We start from the raw sequence: 26,023 nt of genomic DNA, 5'->3' as shown, positions 1-26,023 counted from the left end.
CCGACGTAAGGAACGGCAGGATGGACGACGAACCGCTGTCGGAGTGGGCGGAACGCCGCGACGCGAAGATCGGTCGGCTTCGCGCGGTGCCCATCATTTCCGGCGACGGCCCCAAGGGTTCACACGTCAACCCGGACGCTCCCCGCGCCATCGAACGATGGAACGGGCACGCCTGGGAGCCGTACGCATTCGCGTCCAGCCTCGCCGAGGCTCAGCGCATCCTGTACCCCGAGGCGCAGAAGCCCGCGGCTCCGCCTGCCGGCCCGGCGCGGCAGCCGCTCGCACCGGGCACCGGCAGGCACAGGAAGCCCTAGGGCTGCCCCGGAGCGTCGGCCCCTCCGGGGGCGGACAGGCGCGGCTCCACCGCTTCAGCGGCCGGGGCAGGCCGCTGAGGCTCCTCGGGTGCGGCCGGGGCGGCGGAGGGCTCGGCGGTCGGCTGAGGCTGCTCAGGCTCCGGGAGGGACTCCAGGGCCTCTTCAGCGGTCGCGGCGGCCTCCTCCGCTGCGGCTGAGTCCCCGGGCTGGGCACTGTCCTCGGTGGCCGCTGTGATCACAGCGTCGACCACCTCTCCTATCGCCACCCTCGGGATGTCCTCGTGGCCGCCCTCGACGGTTTCCGTCTCGGTGGCGACGGTCACCACATCCGTCTGCGGGTCTGTGACAGTTACCGAGACCGTGCTCGGCGGGGCCTCGGGGGTCTGCTCGACGGGCGCGGTGACCTCGACCGTGACGGCCATGTTGTCGGTCACCTGCGACTCGGCGGTGACGGTGACCATGCCGCCCTCGGGCTCGCCGACGGTGAATGTGGGCACGGTGCCCGGCTGACTGATGGCGAACATGTACGAGCGGAAGGGGTTCATCCTGCCGAGCAGTTGCTCGACGGGCTCTTCAATGGGGTCCGGGAGTACGGTCTCGGCCGACCTCTTGAGCTGCTCCTTGAGGCTCGGCTTCTCGGACTTGTTCTCCTTGCCCTTTTCCTTCATCTGCCCAGGGGCATCTTGCCGGCCGGGCGATTTCTTGCCCTCGGCCGGACGGCTCGCTGCGGCGCCAGGGTCGGCGGCGTAGTCGCCGTCCTCCACTGAGCTCTGCTCCGCTGGGGCAACCTCGCGATAGACCGGTCCGGAGGCCAGGAATGTCACGCCGCCACCGCCGGTCGGCGGCCTCACGCTCGGCTTGACGACCGGCGCGGCCTCGTCAGCTTCCCCGTAGGCGAGCGCGTGAGCGTCCTCGGCCGAGACGCCCCGCCGCAAGGCTTCCTTCACGACGGCCTGGCGCTGTTCATCGGTCAGCGGTACTCCGGCGATTCCGCCTCGCCCGTCGAAGTACGTCGGGACGTACCCCTTCTTGGGGTTGTGGCGGTACACGTCGCCCACCTCCGGATCAATGCCCGGGGCGGCGTCTGGAACTGAAGGGGCGGGCCTCCTGTGCTTGCTCTGGGCCCCTTCTTCGTGAGCGGTCTGCGAGATGCCCATGGTGCCTGTATAGACGGCGGCGGTGGCCACTAGACCCCATGCAGTGATCGCTGTCTTTCTCTGCGGCTCGCCCTTCGCCGGCAGTGCGAGCGCACGGGACACAAGGCTTCGTTGGCAGGACAAAACAAGCTCCCCCGATCAATTGGAACGACAGCTTCCGCTCAGTAGAACACGGGAACGCTCGTTCGAAACTCGCGGGTAGCTTTCTGATCTTGAAAGTCATCCTTGGGGTTGATTGGGTCTAACCGCAGGGATGAGAAGTCGGTATTGGTTGGCCCGCTGAAAGGCGCGTCGGCGTGAATCCGATCACTTCGCTTGTTGAATTCCTAACCGCAATTGGGCGGCGCCTCGACCCGCATCCAGCACGGTGGTGCGGCACCTCTCCGTGAAGTCAGCACCAAGTCAGTACGGCATGGCGTCCGAGGGGTGATGAGGGGTGCTTCCAGGTCAGCACCAAGTCAGCACGGGAACGAAAAGGGGGCCTGGCCCCGAAGGACCAGACCCCCTCTGACCTGCATGTTTGTCAGATCAGTCGAGCCGTGCTATGTGACCCGCTACACGTTGAACCTGAACTCGACGACATCGCCGTCCGCCATCACGTACTCCTTGCCCTCCATGCGGGCCTTGCCCGCCGAGCGGGCCTCGGCCACGGAGCCGGTCGCGACGAGGTCCTCGAAGGAGATGACCTCGGCCTTGATGAAGCCCTTCTGGAAGTCCGTGTGGATGACACCGGCCGCCTCGGGGGCCGTGGCGCCCTTCTTGATCGTCCAGGCGCGGGACTCCTTGGGGCCGGCCGTCAGGTAGGTCTGGAGGCCCAGGGTGTCGAAGCCGACGCGGGCGAGGGTGGCCAGGCCCGGCTCCTCGGCGCCGACGGACGCCAGGAGCTCCATGGCGTCCTCCTCGTCCAGCTCGGCCAGGTCGGCCTCCAGCTTGGCGTTGAGGAAGATGGCCTCGGCCGGGGCGACCAGGGCGCGCTGCTCGTCCTTGAAGCCCTCGTCGGTCAGCTCGTCCTCGTCGACGTTGAAGACGTAGAGGAAGGGCTTGGTGGTGAGCAGGTGGAGGTCGTGCAGGAGCTCCGCCTTCTCCGAGCCCTGGACGATGCCGGCGGAGAAGAGGGTCGTGCCCTCCTCCAGGAGCGCCTTGGCGGCCTCGACGGCCGCGACCTTCGGGGCGACGTCCTTCTTGATCCGCGACTCCTTGACCAGGCGCGGCAGGACCTTCTCGATGGTCTGGAGGTCGGCGAGGATCAGCTCGGTGTTGATCGTCTCGATGTCGTCCTTGGGCGAGACCTTGCCGTCGACGTGGACGACGTTCTCGTCCTTGAAGGCGCGGATGACCTGGCAGATCGCGTCGGACTCACGGATGTTCGCCAGGAACTTGTTGCCCAGGCCCTCGCCCTCGGAGGCGCCGCGGACGATGCCCGCGATGTCGACGAAGTCGACCGTGGCGGGCAGGACCTTCTGCGAGCCGAAGATCTCCGCGAGCTTCTGCAGGCGGGCGTCGGGAACGCCGACGACGCCCACGTTCGGCTCGATGGTGGCGAACGGGTAGTTGGCCGCCAGCACGTCGTTCTTGGTCAGGGCGTTGAACAGGGTCGACTTGCCGACATTGGGCAGACCGACGATTCCGATCGTGAGCGACACGTGGCGACTTCCCGTAGGTTCCAAAGGGTCCGCGGCCCGTGGCGGGCCGGTCATGGCCCACTGCCGGGCCGGTCATCCAGTCTACGGGGCCGCCCCGCCGGGCGGCCCCGTGCGGACTATCAGTCGAACGCACGGCCAAGGTGGCTCAAACCGCGTGTCCCGTGCCGGATTCCTCCCGCCCGCCGACCTAGTTTGGTCAGGTGGAGCAACCCAGCACGCGCACGCCCCGGGGCAAGGCCCGCCGTGTCCCTCCCGTGCCGCGGCCGGCGGCGCCCGTGGGACAGGGCGCGGCCGCCGGCCTCCGGCGGCCCCGCGGCGGGCCCTCCGCCCCGCGGCTGCGGGGCCTGGGGCGGCTGCCGGCGCCCCGGCTGACCGGGCTCGGCAGCGGCCTGCTGACCACCCTGTGGATGCTCGGGGCCGGCTGGCTGGACTCCGTGACGGGCCGCTCCCCCGGCTTCTACGGGGTCGCCTTCCTGCTCGCGGGCGCGGTGTGCGCCCTGTGGGTGCGCCCGGCCGATCTGGCCACCGCGCCGGTCGCCGCCCCCATCGCCTTCGCGGTGGGGTCGGTGCCCCTGGTGGACGCCGGGGGCGGCGTGGGCAGCAGGGTCATGGGCCTGGTCACCCTGCTGTCGCTCAACGCGGGCTGGCTCTACGCGGGCACCCTGCTGACCGCGCTCGTCGCGCTCGCCCGCCGGGTCGCGGTCGTCAGGCGGCGGAGGCGGGGACGGCAGCGCCGGACGCAGCGGCAGCGGCCATCGCGGCCCCCACGATCCCCGCGTTGTTCTCCAGCACAGCGGGCACGATCTCGGCGCTGACGCCCTCGATCAGCGGCAGGAACTTTTCGGCCTTGCGGCTCACGCCGCCCCCGATGATGAACAGGTCGGGCGAGAACAGCATCTCCACGTGGGCCAGGTAGCGCTCCACGCGCCGGGCCCAGTGGTGCCACTTCAGGCCCTCCTCCTCCTTGGCGCGGGTCGAGGCGCGGGTCTCCGCGTCGTGGCCCTGGAGCTCCAGGTGGCCCAGCTCCGTATTGGGCACGAGCTTGCCGTCGCTGAAGACGGCGCTGCCGATGCCGGTGCCGAAGGTCAGCATGATCACGGTGCCGTTGCGGCCCCGGCCGGCGCCGTGGGTCATCTCCGCCAGCCCGGCCGCGTCGGCGTCGTTGAGCACGGTGACCGGGGCGCCGATCCGCTCGCCGAGGAACCGGGCGGCGTCCCAGCCGACCCAGCCCTTGTCGACATTGGCGGCCGTACGGGTCGTGCCGCCGACGACCACGCCGGGGAACGTCGCCCCCACGGGCCCGGCGGGCGCCCCGAAGTGCTCCACGACCTGCCGGACGCAGTCCGCGACCGCGTCGGGGGTCGCCGGGCGGGGAGTGAGGACTTTGAAGCGCTCCTCGGTGAGCTCGCCCCGCTTCACGTCGACCGGCGCGCCCTTGATGCCCGATCCGCCGATGTCCACGCCGAATACGTTCATGGCCACCACGCTACGGCGTGGTGGCCATGTGCGCAGGGGTCCTGCGCGGGTGTGCGGCGGGGCTCCTGATGCGGACCCGCGCCCGTCCTTACGCGGACTCGCCGCCGGTGAGCTTCGAGGCCGCCTCCGCGCGCAGGTCGCGGCGCAGCTCCTTGGGGAGCGAGAAGGTGATGCTCTCCCGGGCGGAGGTGATCGTCTCGACGTCGCCGTAGCCGCGCTCGGCCAGCCAGTCCAGGACGCCCTCGACGAGGATCTCCGGGACGGAGGCGCCGGAGGTCACGCCGACGGTGGAGACGCCGTCCAGCCACGCCTCGTCGATCTCGTCGGCGTAGTCCACGAGGTGGGCGTCCTTGGCGCCGGCGCCCAGGGCGACCTCGACCAGGCGGACGGAGTTCGAGGAGTTCTTCGAGCCGACGACGATCACCAGGTCGGCGTCGGCGCCCATCTGCTTGACCGCGGTCTGCCGGTTCTGCGTGGCGTAGCAGATGTCGTCGCTCGGCGGGGAGAGGAGGTTCGGGAAGCGGCCCTTGAGGGCGTCGACCGTCTCCATGGTCTCGTCGACCGAGAGGGTGGTCTGGGAGAGCCAGACGACCCGGTCCGGGTCGCGCACCTCGACGTTCGGCACGTCGCCGGGGCCGTCGACGAGGGTGATGTGGTCGGGGGCCTCGCCGCTGGTGCCGATGACCTCTTCGTGGCCCTCGTGGCCGATCAGGAGGATGTCGTAGTCCTCCTTGGCGAAGCGGACGGCTTCCTTGTGGACCTTGGTGACCAGCGGGCAGGTGGCGTCGATGGTGGCGAGCTTGCCGCGCTCGGCCTCCTCGTGCACGACCGGGGCGACGCCGTGCGCGGAGAAGATGACGATGTTGCCCTCGGGCACCTCCTCCGTCTCGTCGACGAAGATCGCGCCCTTCTTCTCCAGGGTCTTCACCACGTATTTGTTGTGGACGATCTCATGACGCACGTAGACGGGGGCGCCGTACTGCTCCAGGGCCTTCTCGACGGCGATCACGGCGCGGTCCACACCCGCGCAGTAGCCACGGGGGGCGGCGAGGAGGACCTTGCGGGCGGTGGGTGCAGTCATGCCGTCCATCGTAAGGGCCCGCGGTGCCGACCGGCGGCGGGCGGCGGGGTGGGGCACGATGACGGAAGCCGCGATTCCGTCAGCTTCAGGGACAGCCCATGACCGCACCCGTGACCGCAGCGCCCGGCGGCACCGGCGGAAAGCTCCACCGCACCCTCACCTTCCGGGACCTGGTCGTCTACGGGATGCTCTTCATCGCCCCCATGGCGCCGGTGGGGATCTTCGGCACGCTGGACGCGAAGTCGCACGGGGCGGTGGCCCTGGTCTACGTCGTCGCGACCGTCGCGATGGCCTTCACGGCCTTCTCGTACGCGCAGATGGTGCGGGTCGCTCCGCAGGCGGGCTCGGTCTACACCTACGCGCGCGTGGGGCTGGGTGAGGGGCCGGGGTTCGTCGCGGGCTGGATGGCCCTGCTGGACTACCTGCTGATCCCGGCGGTGGCGTACCTGTTCTCGGGCATCGCCCTGCACGCGCTGGTGCCGTCGGTGTCGCAGTGGGTGTGGACGGCCGTCGCGGTGGCGGTGACGACCGCGCTGAACCTCGCGGGCGTCCGGACAGCCGCCGTGGTCGGCTTCCTGGTGCTGGCGATGGAGATCGCCGTGCTGCTGGTCTTCGTGGTCTGCGCGATCTTCGCGCTCTCGGACCGCGGGGCGCAGCGGGACTGGCTGTCGCCGCTGACCGGAGAGGCCGGCTTCACCACGGGGGCGGTGGTCGCGGCGGTGTCGGTGGCGGTGCTGTCGTACCTGGGCTTCGACGCGATCGCCGCGTTCGCGGAGGAGGCGGCAGGGGGCTCCGAGCGGGTGGCGCGGGCGGTGGTGACGTCCCTGGCGGTGGCGGGCGTGCTGTTCGTTCTCCAGACGTACCTGGCGGCGCTGCTGGCGCCCATGCCGGCGGCGGAGCTGGCGGCGAACCCGGCCGCGCAGGGCTCGGCGTTCTACGACACGGTGGACTCGGCGACGGGCCGCTGGCTGCACGACCTGGTGGCGGTCAGCAAGGCGGTCGGGGCGGCGTTCGCGGCGCTGGCCGGGCAGGCCGCGGCGGGGCGGCTGCTGTTCGCGATGGCGCGTGACCGGAGGCTGCCGGGCGTGCTGTCGAAGGTGGACCGTGCCTCGGGCGTCCCGCGCGTGGCGGTGCTGGGGGCGGCGGTGGTCAACCTGGTGGCGGCGGTGTGGGCGGCGCGGCGGGACGACGGGCTGGACCGGCTGGTGTCGGTCGTGGACGTGGGGGCCCTGGTGGCCTTCGCGCTGCTGCACCTGTCGGTGATCGGCTGGTTCGCGGTCCGGAGACGGGGCGGCGAGCTGCGGCCCGTACCGCACGTGGTGGTGCCGCTGCTGGGACTGGCGGTGGTGATCGCGGTGATCGTCAAGGCGGCTCCCACGGCCCAGCTCGTGGGCGGCGCGTGGCTGGTGGCGGGCCTGGGGGTGCTCGGGGCGGAGGTGTTCCGTAAGGGCCCGGAGTAGGGGCCGCCCATTGTCAGCGCCCCCCACTACGCTCGCCCCCATGGCCCTCAACACGTCCCCCGAAGCCCCCGTCCCCGTGGGGCAGGTCTCGCGGCTCATCGGTGGCTGGATCGACCGGCTCGGCGCGGTGTGGGTCGAGGGGCAGATCACGCAGATCTCCCGCCGCCCCGGCGCCGGAGTCGTCTTCCTGACGCTGCGCGACCCGGCGCACGACATCTCGCTGTCCGTCACCTGCTACCGCGCGGTCTTCGACCGCGTGGCCGACATCGTCTCGGAGGGCGCGCGCGTCGTCGTGCACGCCAAGCCGGAGTGGTACGCGCCGCGCGGCCAGCTGTCCCTGCGGGCGGCGGAGATTCGGCCGGTGGGCGTCGGGGAGCTGCTGGCGCGGCTGGAGCAGCTGAAGAAGTCCCTCGCCGCGGAGGGCCTGTTCGCGGCCGGCCGCAAGCGGCCGCTGCCGTTCCTGCCGCAGCTGATCGGCCTGGTCTGCGGCCGGGCCTCGGCCGCCGAGCGGGACGTCCTGGAGAACGCCCGGCACCGCTGGCCCGCGGTCCGCTTCGAGGTCCGCAACGTGCCCGTGCAGGGCGTGCACGCGGTGCCGCGCGTCATCGAGGCCGTCGAGGAGCTCGACAAGGCCCCGGACGTGGACGTGATCATCGTGGCGCGCGGCGGCGGCAGCGTGGAGGACCTGCTGCCGTTCTCCGACGAGCGCCTCGTACGGACCGTGGCCGCGTGCCGCACGCCGGTGGTGTCGGCGATCGGCCACGAGCCGGACTCGCCGCTGCTGGACCTGGTCGCCGACCTGCGCGCGTCGACGCCGACGGACGCGGCGAAGCGCGTCGTGCCGGACGTCGGCGAGGAGCTGGCCCGCGTCCGCCAGCTGCGCGAGCGGGCCCTGCGCTGCGTCACCGCGCACCTGGACCGCGAGGAGCGCGGCCTGGCGTCGGTACGGGCCCGGCCGTGCGTGCAGCGCCCGCAGCGGATGGTGGAGGAGCGCGACGCCCAGGTCGGGGCGCTCACCGACCGCGCCCGCCGCACCCTCGGCCATCTGCTGGACCGCGCCGACTCGGAGCTGTCGCACACGCACGCGCGCGTGGTGGCCCTCTCCCCGGCGGCCACGCTGCGCCGGGGCTACGCCGTACTCCAGCACGCGGACGGCTCGGTGGTGCGGGACGCGGCGGAGGTGAGCGCGGAGGAGGAGCTGCGGGCGCGGGTCGCGGAGGGCGAGTTCACGGTGAAGGCCGTCCCCGGCTCCGTCACGGGGCCCGCTGTCGGACCCCCCGCATAGGCTGGTGGCCATGGCGACGACAACGGATGCGGCGGCGAACGCGCTGGGATACGAGCAGGCTCGCGACGAGCTGATCGAGGTCGTGCGCCGCCTGGAGGCGGGTGGCACGACGCTGGAGGAGTCGCTGGCCCTGTGGGAGCGCGGCGAGGAGCTGTCGAAGGTGTGCCGGCGCTGGCTGGAGGGCGCGCGGGCCCGGCTGGACGCGGCGCTGGCCTCCGAGGAGGCGGCGGAGGACGCGGGCGGGGCGGCCGAGGGCGGCCCGGAGGGCTCCGAAGACCAGGGCTGACCTGGGCGTACGTCATCGGGAGAGGACGTGTCGGCTTACCCTTCCCCTACCTAGTTGAAGTTTCAGTTGAATTTTCATCCACTTGGCGTAAAGTAGACCTCGCAAGCCTCCCTTTACGCATGCAAGTAGGTGTCTCCCATGTCCCTCGCCCTCGACTCCGCCGCTCAGGACCTGCTCTTCCGTGACGCGCACACGGCCAGCGCCTTCGCCGACGAGCCGGTGACCGACGAGCAGATCCAGGCGATCTACGACCTGGTGAAGTACGCCCCCACCGCGTTCAACCAGTCGCCGCTGCGCATCGTGCTGATCCGCTCCGCGGAGGCCCGCGAGCGCCTCGCGCCCCTCATGGCCGACGGCAACCGCGACAAGACCATGGCCGCGCCGCTCGTCGCGATCCTCGCCACGGACAACGAGTTCCACGAGGAGCTGCCGACGCTGTTCCCGCACTTCCCGCAGGCCAAGGACGTCTTCTTCGCGGAGCGCCCGGTCCGCGAGCAGTCCGCCGCGGCCAACGGCGCCCTCCAGGCCGGCTACTTCATCCTGGGCGTCCGCGCCGCCGGCCTGGCCGCCGGCCCGATGACCGGTTTCGACTTCGCAGGCGTCCAGAAGGAGTTCCTGGACGGCGACCACACCCCGCTGATGATCGTCAACATCGGCAAGCCGGCCGAGGAGGGCGCCTACCGCCCGCGCTCGCCGCGCCTGTCCTACGAGCAGGTCGTCACGACCGTCTGAGCCCGCGACTCCGCCCGCGCGCCGTCACGCGCGGGCGATCCGGCGGCACCGGCCGTCGCGCTCTAGCCCTTTTCGGCCGCCTTCACGGCGCCCTTCTCGGCCTTGAGCGCGGCGGCCATCTGCATGAGCCGCTCGTGGGAGGCGGTGCCGGTGACGACCGTGGTCACGCCCTTCTCCTCCCGCACGAGCGCGTTGTACTTCTCGCCCTCGTACTGCCGCCACGTGACGTCGCCGACCCGCTCCGTCTTCGGCGTCTTCTCCGCACGCTGGCTCGCGTCGTCGATGAAGGCCCCGGCCGGCCCGTCGCTCTGCTCGACGGCCACGTACTCGGTGTCCGGGTCGAGGAAGCCCAGGTGCCAGACGGAGCCGTCCTTGCCGCCCGCCTTGTACGAGACGGAGGTCGCGCGCCAGTCGCCGCCGAGCCCGGCGGGGGCCGCGACCGGGTACGGCGCCGCGCGCCGCGCCGTGTCCAGCTCGACGCGGTAGTCGACGGTGCGCACCGGGTCGTTGTTCTCGTCGTGCGGAATGAAGACATAGCTGACGAAGGCCACGGGGATCACCGCCGCCAACGCGAGCACCATGTTCCGTACGGTCTGCGCCTTGGGATTCCTACCTGCCACGCCCCCATCGTCCCCCATGGCCCGGCCGATCTTCCCGCGGCCCCTCCGGAAGGCTCCTCCGGGAGGCTCCCGCCGCCCCCTTGACGCCGCTCATGCGTGGGGCCCTCTGCTCACTCTCGCAGTGAACAGATAAAGTCATCAGCACCCTCACCTTCTGCCCCTTTCGGGGGAGAGGTTCCTGCGGCCGTCGCCGTACAGAAAGGTTGCGCTCCGATGACCGAGCATCATCTGCCGTCCCAGCTCGAGGTCAGCCCCGAGGCTCCCGACCGCAACCTCGCCCTGGAGCTCGTCCGGGTCACCGAGGCCGGTGCCATGGCATCGGGCCGCTGGGTCGGCCGGGGCGACAAGAACGGCGCGGACGGCGCCGCGGTCAAGGCCATGCGCGCACTGATCGGCACCGTCTCGATGAACGGCGTCGTCGTCATCGGCGAGGGCGAGAAGGACAACGCCCCCATGCTGTACAACGGCGAGCGCGTGGGCGACGGGACCGGCGCCGAGTGCGACGTCGCCGTCGACCCGGTGGACGGCACGACCCTCACCGCCAAGGGCATGGCCAACGCCGTCTCCGTGATGGCCGTCGCCGACCGCGGCACCATGTTCGACCCGTCCGCGGTGTTCTACATGGACAAGCTGGTCACCGGCCCGGAGGCGGCGGACTTCGTCGACATCAACGCCCCCGTCGCCGTCAACATCCGCCGGATCGCCAAGGCCAAGCACTCCTCGCCCGAGGACGTCACGGTCGTCGTCCTGGACCGCCCCCGCCACGACGGGCTCGTCAAGGAGATCCGCGAGGCCGGCGCCCGCATCAAGTTCATCGCCGACGGCGACGTGGCCGGCGCGATCATGGCCGCCCGCGAGGGCACCGGCGTGGACCTGCTGCTGGGCATCGGCGGCACGCCGGAGGGCATCATCGCGGCCTGCGCGATGAAGTGCATGGGCGGCACCATCCAGGCCCGGCTGTGGCCGAAGGACGACGAGGAGCGGCAGCGCGCGATCGACGCGGGCCACGACCTCGACCGCGTCCTGCACACGAACGACCTGGTCAGCGGCGAGAACGTGTTCTTCGTGGCGACGGGCATCACCGACGGCGAGCTGCTGCGCGGGGTGCGGTACCGGGCGGAGACGGCGACCACGCAGTCGCTCGTGATGCGCTCGAAGTCGGGGACGATCCGGCAGATCGACTCGACGCATCGTCTGTCGAAGCTGCGTGCCTACAGCACGGTGGACTTCGAGCGCCCCAGTTAGGGGTTCCACGTGACGGCCGCGGCGCGTGCGGATTCCGCCGGACCCTCGCCGTCGTGACGTCCCGCCGTTGCGGCGGGGAGACTTCTCGGGCCTCCGGCCCCCATCCCTCGGCCGCGGGGCGGTCTCCGTTCGGAGACCGCCCCGCGGCCGAGGGATGCACTTCAGCCCGCGGCAGCGACCCTCGTGGCGCGCGCCAGCTCCGCCTCGCGCCGGCGGCGGCGAGCCAGCACCACGCGGCGCTCGGCCGCGGTGAGACCGCCCCATACCCCGTAAGGCTCCGGCTGCAACAAAGCGTGCTCGCGGCACTCGACCATCACGGGGCAACGGGCGCACACGCGCTTGGCGGCCTCTTCACGCGACAAGCGGGCAGCCGTCGGTTCCTTGGATGGTGCGAAGAAGAGCCCGGCTTCATCCCGGCGGCACACCGCCTCCGAATGCCAGGGGCCGGCCTGATCCCGCGCGGACGAAATCCGCGGGGACGGTACGGCGGCTTCCTGCAGGGGCTGATGCGGTAGCAGCACGGTCTACTCCTGACGACGGCTTTTGCTTGGCCGGTTGAGTCACCCTTGCCCGCCTCCACTGCGCACGGCCATTCGCACCGGCAGCCGTACGAGAGACGATGCACCAAGCTTTACCCGCTGTGCGCGTGCTTATTCACACCGTTGCCATGAGCGGAACGCCGTAACCCGCAGTAAGTTTGCGGCAACAGGCCGCACGAGCCGCCGGCGGGCCGCCGCACGGACCGGCATCAGCCCGCCATCAGCCGCCCGCGCGAAGGTTCTTGAGCCGCTTACCCCGCTTCGGCTTCGCGTCCACCCCGCCGAAGACCGCGAATCCGGTGAGGGAAACGACCGGAGCGTCGGGGTCCGGCGCCTCGACCGTCTTCACGTCGAAGCCGCCGAAGACGCCGGTGCCCGTGGAGCGCAGGGTCACGTTCTCCGGGACCCTGATCTCGATGCCCCCGAAGATCGCGGTGGCGTTGATGACGATCTCCTGCTGCTCGAAGACCGCCTCGGTCAGATCGATCTCGATGCCGCCGAAGAGCGCGAACGCGTTCGTGCGCCGGCTCACCCGCCAGCGCCCCTTGCGCACCGCGCCACCGAAGATCGCAACGAGGTTCTCGGCGACGCCCGTGCCGGCGGGATGCGCCGGGGCGCCGTAGGCGCCATGGGAGCGCGCGGGCGCCGGGTGCTCGCCCCGGCCGGCTGCCGGCAGGTCGCTCACCAGCGGTTCCAGCTCGCCGAGCGTCTTGGCGCCGTAGACCGCACCGATCCGCTCGGAGTGCTCCTCGGCGGTGATCCGCCCCTCCGCCAGGGCGTTGCGCAGGATGTCCGCGAACCGGTCGCGGTCGGCGTCGGAGGCGCGCAGCGCGGGCGGCGCCGGGGCCGGGGCGGGCGCGGGCGCCCCCGGCTGCGGGCTCTGCTGCGGACTCCCCTGCGGGCCCTGGGGGCCCTGCGGGCGCTTCTCAAGGGAGTGCTTATCGAACGATGGCTCTTCCACGGCAAGCAAGCGTAGCCAATCGCGATAGATCGCGATAGGGGGCGGGCGGGGCACGGGTGAGCCTTACCTCACAAGAACACTCCCCCGCGCGCCGCCTACGCTGGTAGGCGCTGTCGAGGACGCCAGCCACCGCCGCCTGCCGAGTGAGGAACCCGCCGCAATGTCTGCCTCTGAGTTCGCCTATACGGACCTCCTGCCCCTGGGCGAGGACAACACTCCGTACCGCCTGGTCACCTCCGAGGGCGTGTCGACCTTCGAGGCCGACGGCCGCACGTTCCTCAAGGTGGAGCCCGAGGCGCTGCGCACGCTGGCCGCCGAGGCGATGCACGACATCTCCCACTACCTGCGCCCGGCCCACCTCGCGCAGCTGCGCCGCATCCTCGACGACCCCGAGGCGTCCGCCAACGACCGCTTCGTCGCCCTCGACCTGCTCAAGAACGCCAACATCGCCGCGGCCGGCGTGCTGCCGATGTGCCAGGACACCGGCACGGCCATCGTCATGGGCAAGCGCGGCCAGAACGTGCTGACCGGGGGCGAGGACGAGAAGGCCCTCTCGCACGGCATCTTCGACGCCTACACGAAGCTCAACCTGCGCTACTCGCAGATGGCCCCGCTGACCATGTGGGACGAGAAGAACACCGGCTCCAACCTGCCCGCGCAGATCGAGCTGTACGCGACCGACGGCGGCGCCTACAAGTTCCTCTTCATGGCCAAGGGCGGCGGCTCGGCCAACAAGTCCTTCCTCTTCCAGGAGACGAAGGCCGTGCTCAACGAGGCGAGCATGATGAAGTTCCTGGAGGAGAAGATCCGCTCGCTCGGTACGGCCGCCTGCCCGCCGTACCACCTGGCGATCGTCGTCGGCGGCACCTCCGCCGAGTACGCGCTGAAGACCGCCAAGTACGCCTCCGCGCACTACCTGGACGAGCTGCCGGAGGAGGGCTCCGCGCTCGGCAACGGCTTCCGCGACAAGGAGCTGGAGGACAAGGTCTTCGAGCTGACGCAGAAGATCGGCATCGGCGCCCAGTTCGGCGGCAAGTACTTCTGCCACGACGTGCGCGTCGTCCGCCTGCCGCGGCACGGCGCCTCCTGCCCGGTGGCCATCGCCGTCTCCTGCTCCGCCGACCGCCAGGCCCTCGCGAAGATCACGCCCGAGGGCGTCTTCCTGGAGCAGCTGGAAACCGACCCGGCGCGCTTCCTCCCGGAGACCACCGACGAGCATCTCGAATCCGAGGGCGACGTCGTCCGCATCGACCTCAACCGCCCCATGGACGACATCCTCGCGGAGCTGACCAAGTACCCCGTGAAGACCCGGCTCTCGCTGACCGGACCGCTCGTCGTCGCCCGCGACATCGCACATGCGAAGATCAAGGAGCGGCTGGACGCGGGCGAGGAGATGCCGCAGTACCTCAAGGACCACCCGGTCTACTACGCCGGCCCGGCCAAGACCCCGGAGGGCTACGCGTCCGGTTCCTTCGGCCCGACGACGGCCGGCCGCATGGACTCCTACGTCGAGCAGTTCCAGGCCGCGGGCGGCTCCAAGGTGATGCTCGCCAAGGGCAACCGCAGCAAGCAGGTCACCGACGCGTGCGGCAGCCACGGCGGCTTCTACCTCGGCTCGATCGGCGGCCCGGCGGCCCGCCTGGCCCAGGACTGCATCAAGAAGGTCGAGGTCGTCGAGTACGAGGAGCTCGGCATGGAGGCGGTCTGGAAGATCGAGGTCGAGGACTTCCCGGCGTTCATCGTCGTGGACGACAAGGGCAACGACTTCTTCGTGGACCCGGCCCCGGCCCCGACGTTCACGTCGATTCCGGTGCGGAGTTCCTGACGCCGGACGTTCCCCGCGCCCCTTCAGGGGCGCGGGGAACTGCGCGACCAGCCCCGTCCGGAGCGTCAGACGAAGCGCTGGCCCGCTGACCCGTCACACTTCTGGAGCCGTACGGGGTCCTTCGCCGACGCCAGCGTCAGGCACAGGTCCGGCGCGGCCTCGGGCCGGTAGCCGTCACCGCCGCGCGTGAAGCGCTGGTTCGCGCCGCCGTGGCAGTCCCACAGCACCACGGCCGTCCCCGCCGCGTACTTCCCGCCGGGAACGTCCACGCACCGGTCGTGCGACAGCGCCGTCCGCAGCGCCTTCGTCCCGGAGTCGTAGCCCCACTCCTGGTTGCGGTTCCCCGTGCAGTCCCAGCCACCGACGGCGGTGCCGTTGCGGCTGCTCGCCGCGTAGGCGTCGACGCAGGTGCCGGTGGCCTCGTTCTTCAGGGGCCGGAAGGCATCGTCCCACGCGCCCTTGGTCAGGACGGGCGTCCCCGTGCTCGCGGGGTCGGCGCAGCCGGCCTCCTGCAAGCCGGAGCGGTAGAGCTGGGTCAGGCAGGACGCGAACGCGCCGTGGCCGCGCTGGTTGGGATGGAAGGACTGCCGGACGGAGTTCTCGTTCGGCGGGAAGGGATTGGCCACGTCGACGTACAGCCCGCGGGCCCAGGTGTTGTCCGTGCACACCTCGTGGCCGTGGAAGAGGCGGGAGTTGTCGAGGTAGACGGCTCCGGTGTCGCGGGCGGCCTTGCGCATGCCGCGCTCGAAGGCGGGCACGGCGGCGTTGCGGCCCCAGGCGGCGTCGGAGGTGTAGCCGACGCAGCCGCCGGGGAGCTTGCCCGGGAAGGACGGGTTGTCCTCGAAGTCAGGGCCGATGGGGCTCGGGTAGCCCATGACGACGAGCTTGTAGTCGCCGTCGGCGTAACCGGCGTCCTTCATGACCGTGCGCAGGTCCCGTACGGTCTGCTCGACCTTGGGCACGAGGCCGTCGACGCGGGCCTGCCAGCCGGGCGCGTACTTGGGCGCGCACGTGCCCTGGAGGGTCAGGTAGCGGGTGACGCAGTCGGTCATGACGGGCCCGAACTGGAGGTCGTCGTTGGCGCCGGCGACGAGCAGGACCATCTTCACGCGGGTGTTGCGGGCCTTGACGGCGAGGCTGTCGCTCTGGACGAGCTCGTCCGCGTACTGCTTGCTGCCGCCGATGCGGATGTTGGCGGTGGAGGCCCCGGAGCAGGCGACGTTGTAGGTGACGTCGGCGGGGATGGCGGTGCGGTGGATGGCGGATTCGGGCGAGCGGTGGCACCAGTTGTCCGGGCCGTTCGTGCCCGGCTCGTAGGTGCCGACGCCCTCGCCCGATATCTCGCTGTCGCCGAGCGAGAGCAGTGAGGTCTTGCGCTCCTCCAGGGGGCGCACGGCGGCGTCCCCGTAGAGCTTGACGGCTTCGGCGGCGCGGATCTTCTCCAGCTCGGGAGCAAGGGGTGCCGCGGCGGCGGTGCGGGCCGCGGGGTGGGGCGCGTGAGGTGCGTGGGCCGCGTGGGCGGTGGGTCCGGTGACCGCGAGGCCGCCGAAGGCCGCGGCGAGCGCGGCGACGGCGGCGAGCGAAGAGCGCAGGGTGGGTCTGCGTCCGCGTGTCAAAGTGGCCTCCCCGATTTCAGTTGTTACCCGCGGTATTTACTAGGCGGTAGTGCCTTTTGGGAACACGGTGAACCGGACAAACGCTTGCTCTGTCAGGAGGTAAGTGACGATGACCGATGGTGAGCAGTACCGGATCGAGCACGACTCGATGGGCGAGGTGCGGGTGCCGGCGGACGCCAAGTGGCGGGCGCAGACCCAGCGCGCGGTGGAGAACTTCCCGGTGAGCGGGCAGCGGCTGGAGCGGGCGCACATCGCGGCGCTGGCCCGTGTCAAGGCCGCCGCGGCCAGGGTCAACGCCGAGCTCGGCGTGGTGGAGAAGGACGTGGCCGAGGCGATCGAGGCCGCCGCGGGAGAGGTCGCCGAGGGGCGCTGGGACGACCACTTCCCCGTGGACGTCTTCCAGACCGGCTCCGGCACCTCCTCCAACATGAACGCCAACGAGGTCATCGCCACCCTGGCGAGCGAGCGCCTGGGCCGCCCCGTGCACCCCAATGACCACGTGAACGCGTCGCAGAGCTCCAACGACGTCTTCCCCTCCAGCATCCACATCGCGGCGACGGCCGCCGTCACCGGCGACCTCGTCCCCGCGCTGGAGCACCTCGCCGCGGCCCTGGAGCGCAAGGCGGAGGAGTTCGCCGAGGTCGTCAAGTCCGGCCGTACGCACCTGATGGACGCCACTCCGGTGACGCTGGGCCAGGAGTTCGGCGGCTACGCCGCGCAGGTCCGCTACGGCGTCGAGCGGCTGCGCGCCTCCCTGCCGCGCCTGGCCGAACTGCCCCTGGGCGGCACGGCGGTCGGCACCGGCATCAACACGCCGCCCGGCTTCTCCGGCGCCGTCATCGCCGAGGTCGCCCGCACCACCGGGCTGCCGCTGACCGAGGCCCGCAACCACTTCGAGGCGCAGGGCGCCCGCGACGGCCTGGTGGAGACCAGCGGCCAGCTGCGCACGGTCGCCGTCGGCCTCACCAAGATCGCCAACGATCTGCGCTGGATGGCGTCCGGGCCGCGGACCGGCCTCGCCGAGATCAGCATGCCCGACCTCCAGCCGGGCTCCTCGATCATGCCGGGCAAGGTCAACCCGGTCATCTGCGAGGCCGTGCTGATGGTGGCCGCCCAGGTCACCGGCAACGACGCGACGGTCGCGACCGCGGGCGCCGCCGGGAACTTCGAGCTCAACGTGATGCTCCCGGTGATGGCGAAGAACGTCCTGGAGTCGGTGCGGCTGCTCGCCAACGTCTCCCGGCTGCTGGCCGACCGCACGGTCGACGGCATCACGGCCGACGTGGAGCGCGCCCGGGAGTATGCGGAGTCGTCCCCGTCCGTCGTCACGCCCCTCAACCGCTACATCGGCTACGAGGAGGCGGCGAAGGTGGCGAAGAAGTCCCTTGCGGAGCGGAAGACGATCCGCCAGGTCGTCCTCGAATCGGGCTACGTGGAGCGGGGCCTGCTGACCCTGGAGCAGCTGGACGAGGCGCTGGACGTCCTGCGCATGACGCGTCCGTAGGCGGGCCGGGCGGCGGGAGGGGGCGTCGTGCGTCATACGTCACGGCGCACCCGCGCCGCCCGCGCCTAGGATCTCCGCATGACAGCGGACGCGGATGCAGAGACGGTGGACACGGCAGGCGCAAGTGCGAGCGCGCTCTGGGCGCCGGGGGAGCAGATCCTCTGGCGCTACCGGGGCAATGCCACCGACCGCGTCCACATCTGCCGTCCCGTCACCGTCGTCCAGGACACCGGGGACCTGCTCGCCGTATGGGTCGCGCCGGGTACCGCGTGCGTGCGCCCGCTGCTCGCCGACGGCACCCCGGTCCACCAGGAGCCGCTCGCCACGCGCTACACCAAGCCCCGCACCACGGGCGTCGCGCCGTGGGCCGGCACGGGCGTGCTGAAGCTCGCCCGGCCCGGCGAGCCGTGGTCGGTCTGGCTGTTCTGGGACCGTGACTGGCGCTTCAAGAACTGGTACGTGAACCTCGAGGAGCCGCTGGCCCGCTGGGCGGGCGGCGTGGACTCCGAGGACCACTTCCTCGACATCGCCGTCTACCCGGACCGCCGCTGGGAGTGGAAGGACGAGGACGAGTTCGCGCAGGCGCAGCAGGCGGGCCTGATGTCCGCCGGGCAGGCCGAGCGGGTGCGCGCCGCCGGCCGGGCCGCGGTCGAGCGGATCGAGGCCTGGGCCGCGCCGTTCGCCGCGGGCTGGGAGGACTGGCGGCCGGACCCGGCCTGGCCCGTACCCGCCCTGCCGGCCGACTGGGACCGTTCCCCGGCCCGGATCCGGGCATGATCCGCGGGGAATCGGCGGGGAATCGGCAGGAAGGCGGCCAACCGCTTGGCACCCGCCCGCCGGGCAACCGTAGGATCGGCCTCCGCGGTACTGCACAGCAGCACGGCACGAGCACGGCAAGAACAGAGCACGGCATGTGACGCTTGTTCAGGGAATACGGTCAACGGTCACAGGGAGGGCGGGCGCCGTGAGCGGTGACGGGAACCGGCGGGACTACGACGGCTACGCCCGCGCGGGGCTGGACCGCAGCGGTCAGGCGGAGGCCTTCGACGCGATCGGCCACCGCTACGACGAGGCCTTCCCGCACAAGGAGGGCCAGCTCGGCGCGGGCGCCTGGCTCGCGGCCGCGCTGCCGCCCGGCTCCCGCGTCCTCGACGCCGGCTGCGGCACCGGCCTGCCGACCGCGCGGCAACTGACCGACGCGGGCCACCGCGTCGTGGGCGTCGACCTCTCCCCCGGCATGCTGGAGCTGGCGCGGGGCAACGTCCCCAAGGCCGAGTTCCACCTCGCGGACCTGGCGGACCTGCGGGACGGCCGCCTCGGCGAGTTCGACGGCGCGGCCGCGTTCTTCTCGCTGCTGATGCTGCCCCGTCCGGAGATCCCGCACGCGCTGCGGATGCTCCACGGGCTCCTGAGACCCGGCGGGTTGCTCGCCCTGTCGATGGTCGAGGCGGACGTCGACGACTACGCGATGCCGTTCCTGGGCAACACGATCCGGGTATCCGGATACCTGCGGGACGAACTGCGCCAGGTCGTGGGCGAAGCGGGTTTCGAAGTCGCCGGGGAGCACTCACTGGCGTACGCCCCGGCGAGTACGGACGTGCCACCCGAGATCCAGCTCTTCCTCAATCTGCGACGCGCCTGACCCACGGTGCACCCGCGCGAGCGGGCGCACGGTCCCGACGGATGGAACCCCACGCGTGACGGAGCACACCGACTCCCACGGAAACCAGCGGATCGCCGCGGTGCGGCAGGCCGCCGCGCCCGCCGCTGCCGCTGCCCCGGATCCGGAACCGGGTCGTCCCCGGTCGGCCCCCGAGCCGGGGCCGCAGGGCGTACCGCCCCAGCGGCGCGAGGACGCCCACGCGGGCACGCGCCCGGCCGCGGACGACCCGGCGGGCGCGGGCACGCGTTCCATCTCGCACCCCGAGCCGGGCGAAGCCCCCGGCCCGGGGGCGAGCCTCCCCCGGGCGAAGGGCACGCGGCCCGGCACGCCCCGCGCTCCCCGCCCCCGCACGGCGGACGCCCCGGCCACGGACTCCCCGGCCACGGGCACCCGGGCCGGGGAACCCCGCACGCCCAGGTCCCGGCCCACCGGATCACGGGCCGACGGGCCCGAGGCCGGCGGACCCCGTGCCGCCGAAGCCCCGGCTGCCCGGTCCCGCGCCACCGCCACCCCGGCCGACAACCCCCGGCCCACCGGATCCCCGGCCGACGGGCCCGAGGCCGGCGCGCCCCGGACCACGGAACCCCGTACGGCGAAGTCCGGCACCACCGGAACGCAGGCCGCCACCTCCCAGGCCACCGGACCCCGTCCTGCCGGATCCCCGGCCGACGGGCCCGAGGCCGGCGGACCCGGTGCCGCCGAGTCCCCGGCCGCCAGGCCCCGCGCCACCGCCACCCCGGCCGACAAGCCCGAGGCCGCCGGGTCCCCGGTTACCCGGTCCCGTGCCGAGCGGCCCCATGCCGCCGCCGCGGCCCCCGTCGTGTTGCCCGCCGGGATGGCCGAGCGGGAGGCCGTGGCGGCCTCTGACAACGATGCCCGGGAGGGTGCGCCGTCGCCGCAGGCGGTGCGCACCGTCAGCCACCCCGCCCCGGGCGGGCCGGACGGCGGCGGGGGCGGCCACGCCGGCGGAGGCGAGCGGCTGCGGTTCGTCGGGGCCGCCACGCGGCGGATCGCGCGCGGCATCGACCTGGACGAGATCGTGCTCGGCCTGTGCCGGGCCACCGTGCCGACGTTCGCCGACGCGATCCTGGTCTACCTGCGCGACCCGCTGCCGGTCGGCGACGAGCGGCCCGTCGGCCCCGTCGTGCTGCGCCTGCGCCGCACCGACCAGCTGCCCGAGCACGTGCGCGGCACGGGCGAGGGCGACGCCGCGGACCCGGAGGCCGAGCGCCCCGAGCCCGCGCCGGACCTCGCCGGCTGCGCCGCCGAGCGCTGCGAGGTGCGCATAGGAGGGCCGCTCGCGGAGGTGCTGCGGGGCGTCAGACCGGTCTTCGGGGACTCCTCCGCCGCGCGGGCGGCCCTTCCCGAGCTGCTCGGCGACGACCGGCCCGTCCCGGACCGGCAGCGCACGATCCTGGCGCCGCTGCGGGGGCGGCGCCGGGTGATCGGCGCCGCGGTGTTCGTCCGCCGCCCGGACCGGGCGGCGTTCGAGAACGACGACCTCCTGGTGGCGGCGCAGCTGGCGACGCACACCGCCCTGGGCGTCGACAAGGCCGTGCTGTACGGCCGCGAGGTCTACATCGCGGACGAGCTGCAGCGCACGATGCTGCCGGACTCGCTCCCCCAGCCGACCGGCGTCCGCCTCGCCAGCCGCTACCTGCCGGCCGCCGAGACGGCCCGCGTCGGCGGCGACTGGTACGACGCGATCCCGCTCCCGGGCAACCGCGTCGCCCTCGTCGTCGGCGACGTCATGGGCCACTCCATGACCTCCGCCGCGATCATGGGCCAGCTGCGCACGACCGCGCAGACCCTGGCGGGCCTGGACCTGCCCCCGGCCGAGGTGCTGCACCACCTGGACGAGCAGGCCCAGCGCCTGGGCTCGGACCGCATGGCCACCTGCATGTACGCGGTGTACGACCCGGTCGCGCACCGCATCGTGATCGCCAACGCGGGGCACCCGCCGCCGATACTGCTGCACCGCGGCGGCCGCGCGGAGGTCCTGCGCGTCCCGCCGGGCGCGCCGATCGGCGTGGGCGGGGTCGACTTCGAGGCCGTGGAGCTGGACGCGCCCGCGGGGGCGACGCTGCTGCTCTATACGGACGGCCTGGTGGAGTCGCGGATCAGGGACGTGTGGACCGGCATAGAGCAGCTGCGCGAGCGGCTGATCGAGACCGCCCGGCTGACCGGCCCGAACCCGCCGCCCCTGGAGCCCCTGTGCGACGAGGTGCTGGGCATGCTCGGCCCGGGCGACCGGGACGACGACATCGCCCTGCTCGCGGCCCGTTTCGAGGGCATCGCGCCCAGCGACGTCGCGTACTGGTTCCTGGACCCGCGCCCGCAGACGGCCCGCCAGGCGCGCCGGCTGGCCCGCCGCGCGCTCACCCGCTGGGGCCTGGAGGAGCTCACGGACGCCGTGGAGCTGCTGGTCAGCGAGGTGATCACGAATGCCGTGCGGTACGCGGAGCGGCCGATCACGCTGCGCCTGCTCCGTACGGACGTGCTGCGCTGCGAGGTGGGCGACGACGTGCCGCAGCTGCCGCGGCTGCGCCAGGCCCGGCCCTCGGACGAGGGCGGCCGCGGGCTGTACTTGGTGAACCGGCTGGCCCGGCGGTGGGGCGCGACCCGGCTGAGCACGGGCAAGGTGGTGTGGTTCGAGCTGGCGCTGCCGCCGCACGCCCGGTGAGGCGCGCCGCATGAGGCGGCGCCCGGCCCTTCACTCGTACGCGGTGAAATTCTGGACAGTGTCCAGACTGCGGTTGCCGACACCCCGTCGGCGGAGTTGACTGGCGGGGTGGAGGGCGGCATCGCCGTGCGCCCTCACCATTCCCCGTACCGGGAGGCGTCCCATGACCGATTCGGCGCAGCAGACCCCGTACACCACGAACAACGTCGGCATCCCCGTCGAGAGCGACGAGCACTCCCTCACCATCGGTGACACCGGCCCCATCCTGCTCCAGGATCACTACCTGATCGAGAAGATGGCCCAGTTCAACCGGGAGCGGGTCCCCGAACGGGTGGTCCACGCCAAGGGCGGCGGCGCGTACGGCACGTTCCGCGTGACCAACGACGTCAGCCAGTTCACCAAGGCGGATCTCTTCCAGCCGGGCCGCAGCACGGAGATGCTGGCCCGCTTCTCCACGGTCGCCGGCGAGCAGGGCAGCCCCGACACGTGGCGCGACCCGCGCGGCTTCGCCCTGAAGTTCTACACCCGGCACGGCAACTACGACCTGGTCGGCAACAACACCCCGGTCTTCTTCGTCCGCGACCCGCAGAAGTTCCAGGACTTCATCCGCTCGCAGAAGCGCCGCCCCGACAACGGCCTGCGCGACAACGACATGCAGTGGGACTTCTGGACCCTCTCCCCGGAGTCCGCCCACATGGTCACGTGGCTGATGGGCGACCGCGGCGTGCCGCGCACCTGGCGGAACATGAACGGCTACAGCTCGCACACCTACCTGTGGGTCAACGGCGGCGGCGAGCGGTTCTGGGTCAAGTACCACATCAAGACCGACCAGGGCATCGAGTTCTTCACCCAGGCGGAGGCCGACCGGATGGCGGCCGAGGACGCCGACTTCCACCGGCGCGACCTCTTCGACTCGATCAGGGGCGGCAACGCCCCGTCGTGGACGATGTACGTCCAGGTGATGCCCTTCGACGACGCCCCGGACTACCGCTTCAACCCCTTCGACCTCACGAAGGTGTGGCCGCACGGCGACTATCCGCTGATCGAGGTCGGCCGGATGACGCTCGACCGCAACCCCGACGATTTCTTCGTCCACATCGAGCAGGCCGCCTTCGAGCCGTCGAACCTGGTGCCGGGCATCGGCCCGTCGCCTGACAAGATGCTGCTGGGCCGGCTCTTCTCCTACCCGGACACGCACCGCTACCGCATCGGCCCGAACTACGCGCAGCTCCCGCCGAACCGCCCGCACTCGACCGTCAATTCGTACGCGAAGGACGGCCCGATGCGCTACGAGCCGGCGAACGTCGCCCGCCCGTACGCCCCCAACTCCTACGGGGGCCCCGCGGCCGACACCGGTCGCTTCGGCGACATCGCCGGCTGGTACGCGGCGGGCGAGATGGTCCGCGAGGCGTACAAGCTGCACCGCGAGGACGACGACTGGGGCCAGGCGGGCACGATGGTCCGCAAGGTCCTCGACGACGCGGCCCGCGACCGCCTCGTCTCCAACGTGGCGGGCCACGTCAGCAACGGCGTGAGCAAGCCGGTGCAGGAGCGCGCCGTGCAGTACTGGCGCAACATCGACAAGGAAGTGGGCGACCGCATCGCCACCAAGGTCAACGGCGGCTGACCGGCCCGGCCGCGGGCCGGCCGCGGGTTAAGGGGCGTAGCCGGAGAGGACGGTGCCGTCGGGGTAGGCGAGGAAGACCGCCTGCCCCACGGCCAGGGTCTGCGGAGCCAGCTGGGACTTGGACCAGCTGTGGCCGTCGTATCTCTTGCCCCGGCCCAGCCGCGCTCCCCGGTCGGTGCCGTAGGCGTAGAGCTCGTCGTTCGTGGCGATCAGCGCGCGGTCCCCGCCGAGCACCGGCAGGCTGTCCTTGAGGTCGTCGGCCCACAGCTTCTCTCCGGAGGCGGCGTCGTAGCCGGCGAGTTCCTGGTCTCCCTGGACGACGAGCACGCCGCGGTCCCCGACCGCGGGGGGCGCGGTGACGCGGGTGCCGGGGGCCAGCACCGTACGCGGCTCCAGGGTGCGCGCGTCGAGGACCTTGACCCCGAGGTCGCCGTTGAGGGCGCAGAGCAGGGCGTCCTTGTGCGCGAGGGGCATGGCGCACATGAGGCCGGGGCGGCGGGCCGCCTCCTTGCCGTCGCGGGTGCCGAAGGCGTACGTGGTGGTGGTCGACGACAGGTAGAGCCGGTCGCCGTGCACGAGCAGGCCGCCGAGGTCGCCCTTCTGCTCGGTTTGCCACAGCTGCTGGTGGCCGGCGTCGGCGCGGTGGGCCGTGATGCGGGTGCCGGGCTCATCGCCGTCCGCGCTCCAGACGGCGTAGAGGACGCCGCCGGACAGCTCCATCGCGCTGAGGAAGGTGCCGGCCGGTGCCGCGAGCGACCAGCGCCGCTGTCCGCCCGCGGAGTCGACGGCGGTGATGCCGCGGCCCTGCGGGACGTACGCGGTGCCGCCGGCGACGGCGGGGGCGGGCATCCCGGCCTTCGCCCCGCCCTCGGCGGTGATGTTCCACAGCCGCTTGCCCGTTGCGGCGTCCAGTCCCGTGGCGCCGCCGGCGGCGGTGCCGCAGACCAGGGCGGGGCCGCTGAGGGCACAGGCGGTCGCGCCCTCGTCCAGCCGGGTGTTCCACGGCGACCAGCCCGCCGGGCGGGCGGCCCGGTCGCGGGCGGCGGCCCCGAACTCCCTGCTGTGCCCGGCGTTGCCGTAGGGCAGGACCACGCGCGCGGCCTTCGCCCCCGCGGCGGCCGCGTCGGCGCCTGCCGCGGCGGCGTCCCCGGAGGCGTCCTCGCCTCCGGTGAGCTGCGGGAGCGCCACCGCCGCCCCGACCGCGGCGGCGGCCAGGAACGCGCCGACGCCTGCGAGCACGGCCTTGCGGCGCGAGCGCCGCGGGGCGGGGGGCACGGGCATGGCGGGGGCGTGCCCCAGCTGGGTGGGAACGTGCGGGACCACCGGCGGATGCGCGGGCCGCCGCGGTGCGGAGCGTACGGCGCCCGCGGGCGGGGCTCCGGCGCTCGGGGACCCGGTGCCCGCTTCGGCCCGTACGACGGCGGCCGCCGCCGCCTCGTGCTCGGCGAGCAGGGCCCGTACGGCGTCCGGCCAGGCGCAGGGCGGGCCGGACAGTTGCTCCGCGAGTTGCTGCGGCGTGGGGCGGTCGGCGGGGTCGAGGGCGAGGCAGGCGGTGACGGTCTCGCGCAGGCCGGCGGGGAGGGCCGCGAGCGTGGCCGGGTCGGCCTCGGCGCGCGAGATGCGGTAGACGACGGCGGCGAGCTCCTGGTCCTCGAACGGGCCGCGGCCGGTCGCGGCGAAGCACAGCACGGCGCCGAGGCAGAAGACGTCGGTCGCGGCGACGACGGCGCGGCTGCCTTCGAGGTGTTCGGGCGCCATGAAACCAGGCGTGCCGACGACGAGCCCGGCGGTGGTCAGGGCGGTGGCGTCGAAGGCCTGGGCGATGCCGAAGTCGATGAGCCGGGGGCCGTCCGCGGCGAGCAGGACGTTGCCCGGCTTGAGGTCGCGGTGCAGGACGCGGGCGGCGTGCACGTCGGCCAGCGCCCGGGCGAGGCCGGCGCCCAGGGCGCGGACGGCGCCGGCGGGCAGCGGGCCCGTCCGGGCGACGGCCTCGGCCAGCGAGGGGCCCGCGACGTACTCGGTCGCGAGCCAGGGCAGGGCGGCGCCGGCGTCGCCGTCCACGAGAGCGGCCGCGTACGGGCTGCGGACGGCGCGCGCGGCGTCGATCTCCCGGCGGAAGCGGGTCCGGAACTCCGCTGTCAGGTCGAGGTCCTGACGGACCGTCTTGACGGCGACGAGCCCGGTGCCGGCGGCGCCGTCCATGCGGCGCGCGAGGTAGACCTCGCCCATGCCGCCCGCGCCCAGCGTGCCCAGCAGGCGGTACGGGCCGGCCGTGCGCGGCGGCCCGGTGAGTGGTTGCGGCACGT

At 72.6% G+C, this 26,023-nt stretch carries 22 protein-coding genes; 13 read left to right on the top strand and 9 right to left on the bottom strand.

Going from position 1 to position 26,023, the window contains the following annotated elements; genetic code table 11:
- Positions 1 to 20: 20 nt before the first annotated feature.
- Positions 21 to 314 carry a DUF6087 family protein gene (locus PS271_RS18455; protein WP_398383062.1) on the top strand — a complete coding sequence of 98 codons (294 nt, stop codon included), beginning with the start codon at positions 21 to 23 and terminating at the stop codon, positions 312 to 314.
- On the opposite strand, the gene PS271_RS18450 is transcribed toward PS271_RS18455, so the two are convergent.
- Both PS271_RS18450 and ychF read right to left on the bottom strand, forming a co-directional pair.
- Positions 311 to 1,363 carry a hypothetical protein gene (locus tag PS271_RS18450; protein ID WP_398383060.1) on the bottom strand — a complete coding sequence of 351 codons (1,053 nt, stop codon included), beginning with the start codon at positions 1,361 to 1,363 and terminating at the stop codon, positions 311 to 313. The genes PS271_RS18455 and PS271_RS18450 overlap by 4 nt on opposite strands.
- Before the next feature lie 662 nt (positions 1,364 to 2,025).
- Positions 2,026 to 3,114 carry a redox-regulated ATPase YchF gene (gene ychF / locus PS271_RS18445; protein WP_398383058.1) on the bottom strand — a complete coding sequence of 363 codons (1,089 nt, stop codon included), beginning with the start codon at positions 3,112 to 3,114 and terminating at the stop codon, positions 2,026 to 2,028.
- A gap of 200 nt (positions 3,115 to 3,314) precedes the next feature.
- On the opposite strand from ychF, the gene PS271_RS18440 reads away from it, so the two are divergent.
- Positions 3,315 to 3,929: a DUF6542 domain-containing protein gene (locus PS271_RS18440; RefSeq protein ID WP_398383056.1), complete on the top strand. Its 615-nt coding sequence runs from the start codon at positions 3,315 to 3,317 to the stop codon at positions 3,927 to 3,929.
- Here the strand turns inward: PS271_RS18440 and ppgK are convergent.
- Positions 3,820 to 4,590 (bottom strand): polyphosphate--glucose phosphotransferase, encoded by a 771-nt coding sequence (gene ppgK / locus PS271_RS18435; protein ID WP_398383054.1) that lies wholly within the window; start codon positions 4,588 to 4,590, stop codon positions 3,820 to 3,822. The two genes, PS271_RS18440 and ppgK, sit on opposite strands and share 110 nt — an antisense overlap.
- A gap of 88 nt (positions 4,591 to 4,678) precedes the next feature.
- On the bottom strand, positions 4,679 to 5,671 hold the full coding sequence (locus PS271_RS18430) for a 4-hydroxy-3-methylbut-2-enyl diphosphate reductase (RefSeq protein WP_398383052.1): 993 nt from the start codon (positions 5,669 to 5,671) through the stop codon (positions 4,679 to 4,681).
- 98 nt (positions 5,672 to 5,769) lie between these two features.
- Here PS271_RS18430 and PS271_RS18425 point away from each other — a divergent pair, with 98 nt between their 5' ends.
- The 4 genes from PS271_RS18425 to PS271_RS18410 all read left to right on the top strand — a co-directional run bounded on the left by PS271_RS18425 (position 5,770) and on the right by PS271_RS18410 (position 9,434).
- A complete protein-coding gene (locus tag PS271_RS18425) occupies positions 5,770 to 7,131 on the top strand; it encodes an APC family permease (protein WP_398383050.1) in 1,362 nt (453 codons plus the stop codon).
- Between the two features lie 40 nt (positions 7,132 to 7,171).
- Positions 7,172 to 8,416, top strand: coding sequence for an exodeoxyribonuclease VII large subunit (gene xseA / locus PS271_RS18420; RefSeq protein WP_398383048.1), 1,245 nt, complete (start codon positions 7,172 to 7,174; stop codon positions 8,414 to 8,416).
- Between the two features lie 10 nt (positions 8,417 to 8,426).
- Positions 8,427 to 8,702: an exodeoxyribonuclease VII small subunit gene (locus PS271_RS18415; RefSeq protein ID WP_398383046.1), complete on the top strand. Its 276-nt coding sequence runs from the start codon at positions 8,427 to 8,429 to the stop codon at positions 8,700 to 8,702.
- A 138-nt stretch (positions 8,703 to 8,840) separates the two neighbouring features.
- Positions 8,841 to 9,434, top strand: coding sequence for a malonic semialdehyde reductase (locus tag PS271_RS18410; protein WP_398383045.1), 594 nt, complete (start codon positions 8,841 to 8,843; stop codon positions 9,432 to 9,434).
- A 62-nt stretch (positions 9,435 to 9,496) separates the two neighbouring features.
- Here the strand turns inward: PS271_RS18410 and PS271_RS18405 are convergent, their stop codons facing one another.
- A complete protein-coding gene (locus PS271_RS18405; protein ID WP_398383043.1) occupies positions 9,497 to 10,054 on the bottom strand; it encodes a DUF4245 domain-containing protein in 558 nt (185 codons plus the stop codon).
- 213 nt (positions 10,055 to 10,267) lie between these two features.
- Between PS271_RS18405 and glpX the strand changes: the two genes are divergently transcribed.
- Complete coding sequence (glpX, locus tag PS271_RS18400) at positions 10,268 to 11,299, top strand: class II fructose-bisphosphatase (RefSeq protein WP_367137940.1); 1,032 nt, start codon at positions 10,268 to 10,270, stop codon at positions 11,297 to 11,299.
- A gap of 161 nt (positions 11,300 to 11,460) precedes the next feature.
- Here glpX and PS271_RS18395 read toward each other — a convergent pair whose 3' ends face one another.
- Together PS271_RS18395 and PS271_RS18390 are read right to left on the bottom strand one after the other, a co-directional pair.
- Positions 11,461 to 11,820, bottom strand: coding sequence for a WhiB family transcriptional regulator (locus PS271_RS18395; RefSeq protein WP_030367536.1), 360 nt, complete (start codon positions 11,818 to 11,820; stop codon positions 11,461 to 11,463).
- A 238-nt stretch (positions 11,821 to 12,058) separates the two neighbouring features.
- A complete protein-coding gene (locus tag PS271_RS18390; protein ID WP_398383040.1) occupies positions 12,059 to 12,808 on the bottom strand; it encodes a DUF1707 SHOCT-like domain-containing protein in 750 nt (249 codons plus the stop codon).
- Positions 12,809 to 12,959: 151 nt separating this feature from the next.
- Here PS271_RS18390 and PS271_RS18385 point away from each other — a divergent pair, with 151 nt between their 5' ends.
- A complete protein-coding gene (locus tag PS271_RS18385) occupies positions 12,960 to 14,624 on the top strand; it encodes a fumarate hydratase (protein WP_398383039.1) in 1,665 nt (554 codons plus the stop codon).
- Between the two features lie 65 nt (positions 14,625 to 14,689).
- On the opposite strand, the gene PS271_RS18380 is transcribed toward PS271_RS18385, so the two are convergent.
- Positions 14,690 to 16,240, bottom strand: a complete 1,551-nt coding sequence (locus PS271_RS18380; protein WP_398383037.1) for a ricin-type beta-trefoil lectin domain protein — start codon at positions 16,238 to 16,240, stop codon at positions 14,690 to 14,692.
- Positions 16,241 to 16,349: 109 nt separating this feature from the next.
- Between PS271_RS18380 and PS271_RS18375 the strand changes: the two genes are divergently transcribed.
- The 5 genes from PS271_RS18375 (at position 16,350) to PS271_RS18355 (ending at position 23,717) form a co-directional block, all read left to right on the top strand.
- Positions 16,350 to 17,744 (top strand): class II fumarate hydratase, encoded by a 1,395-nt coding sequence (locus tag PS271_RS18375; RefSeq protein WP_398383036.1) that lies wholly within the window; start codon positions 16,350 to 16,352, stop codon positions 17,742 to 17,744.
- Positions 17,745 to 17,822: 78 nt separating this feature from the next.
- Positions 17,823 to 18,521: a cytidylyl-2-hydroxypropylphosphonate hydrolase gene (gene fomD / locus PS271_RS18370; protein WP_398383034.1), complete on the top strand. Its 699-nt coding sequence runs from the start codon at positions 17,823 to 17,825 to the stop codon at positions 18,519 to 18,521.
- A 187-nt stretch (positions 18,522 to 18,708) separates the two neighbouring features.
- Positions 18,709 to 19,386: a class I SAM-dependent DNA methyltransferase gene (locus PS271_RS18365; RefSeq protein ID WP_398383032.1), complete on the top strand. Its 678-nt coding sequence runs from the start codon at positions 18,709 to 18,711 to the stop codon at positions 19,384 to 19,386.
- Between the two features lie 55 nt (positions 19,387 to 19,441).
- Entirely contained in the window at positions 19,442 to 22,090 is a 2,649-nt protein-coding gene (locus tag PS271_RS18360) for a SpoIIE family protein phosphatase (RefSeq protein WP_398383031.1), read from the top strand.
- Positions 22,091 to 22,253: 163 nt separating this feature from the next.
- The gene (locus PS271_RS18355) at positions 22,254 to 23,717 is read left to right on the top strand and encodes a catalase (RefSeq protein ID WP_398383029.1); all 1,464 of its coding nucleotides are present in this window, start codon (positions 22,254 to 22,256) and stop codon (positions 23,715 to 23,717) included.
- Positions 23,718 to 23,744: 27 nt separating this feature from the next.
- Here the strand turns inward: PS271_RS18355 and PS271_RS18350 are convergent, their stop codons facing one another.
- Entirely contained in the window at positions 23,745 to 26,021 is a 2,277-nt protein-coding gene (locus tag PS271_RS18350; protein ID WP_398383027.1) for a protein kinase domain-containing protein, read from the bottom strand.
- Between the last annotated feature and the right edge of the window lie 2 nt (positions 26,022 to 26,023).

Source organism: Streptomyces sp. SCA2-17 (assembly GCF_044336695.1).
The sequence above is the reverse complement of the archived record's forward strand: the minus strand, read 5'-3'. Positions and strand labels throughout refer to the sequence as shown.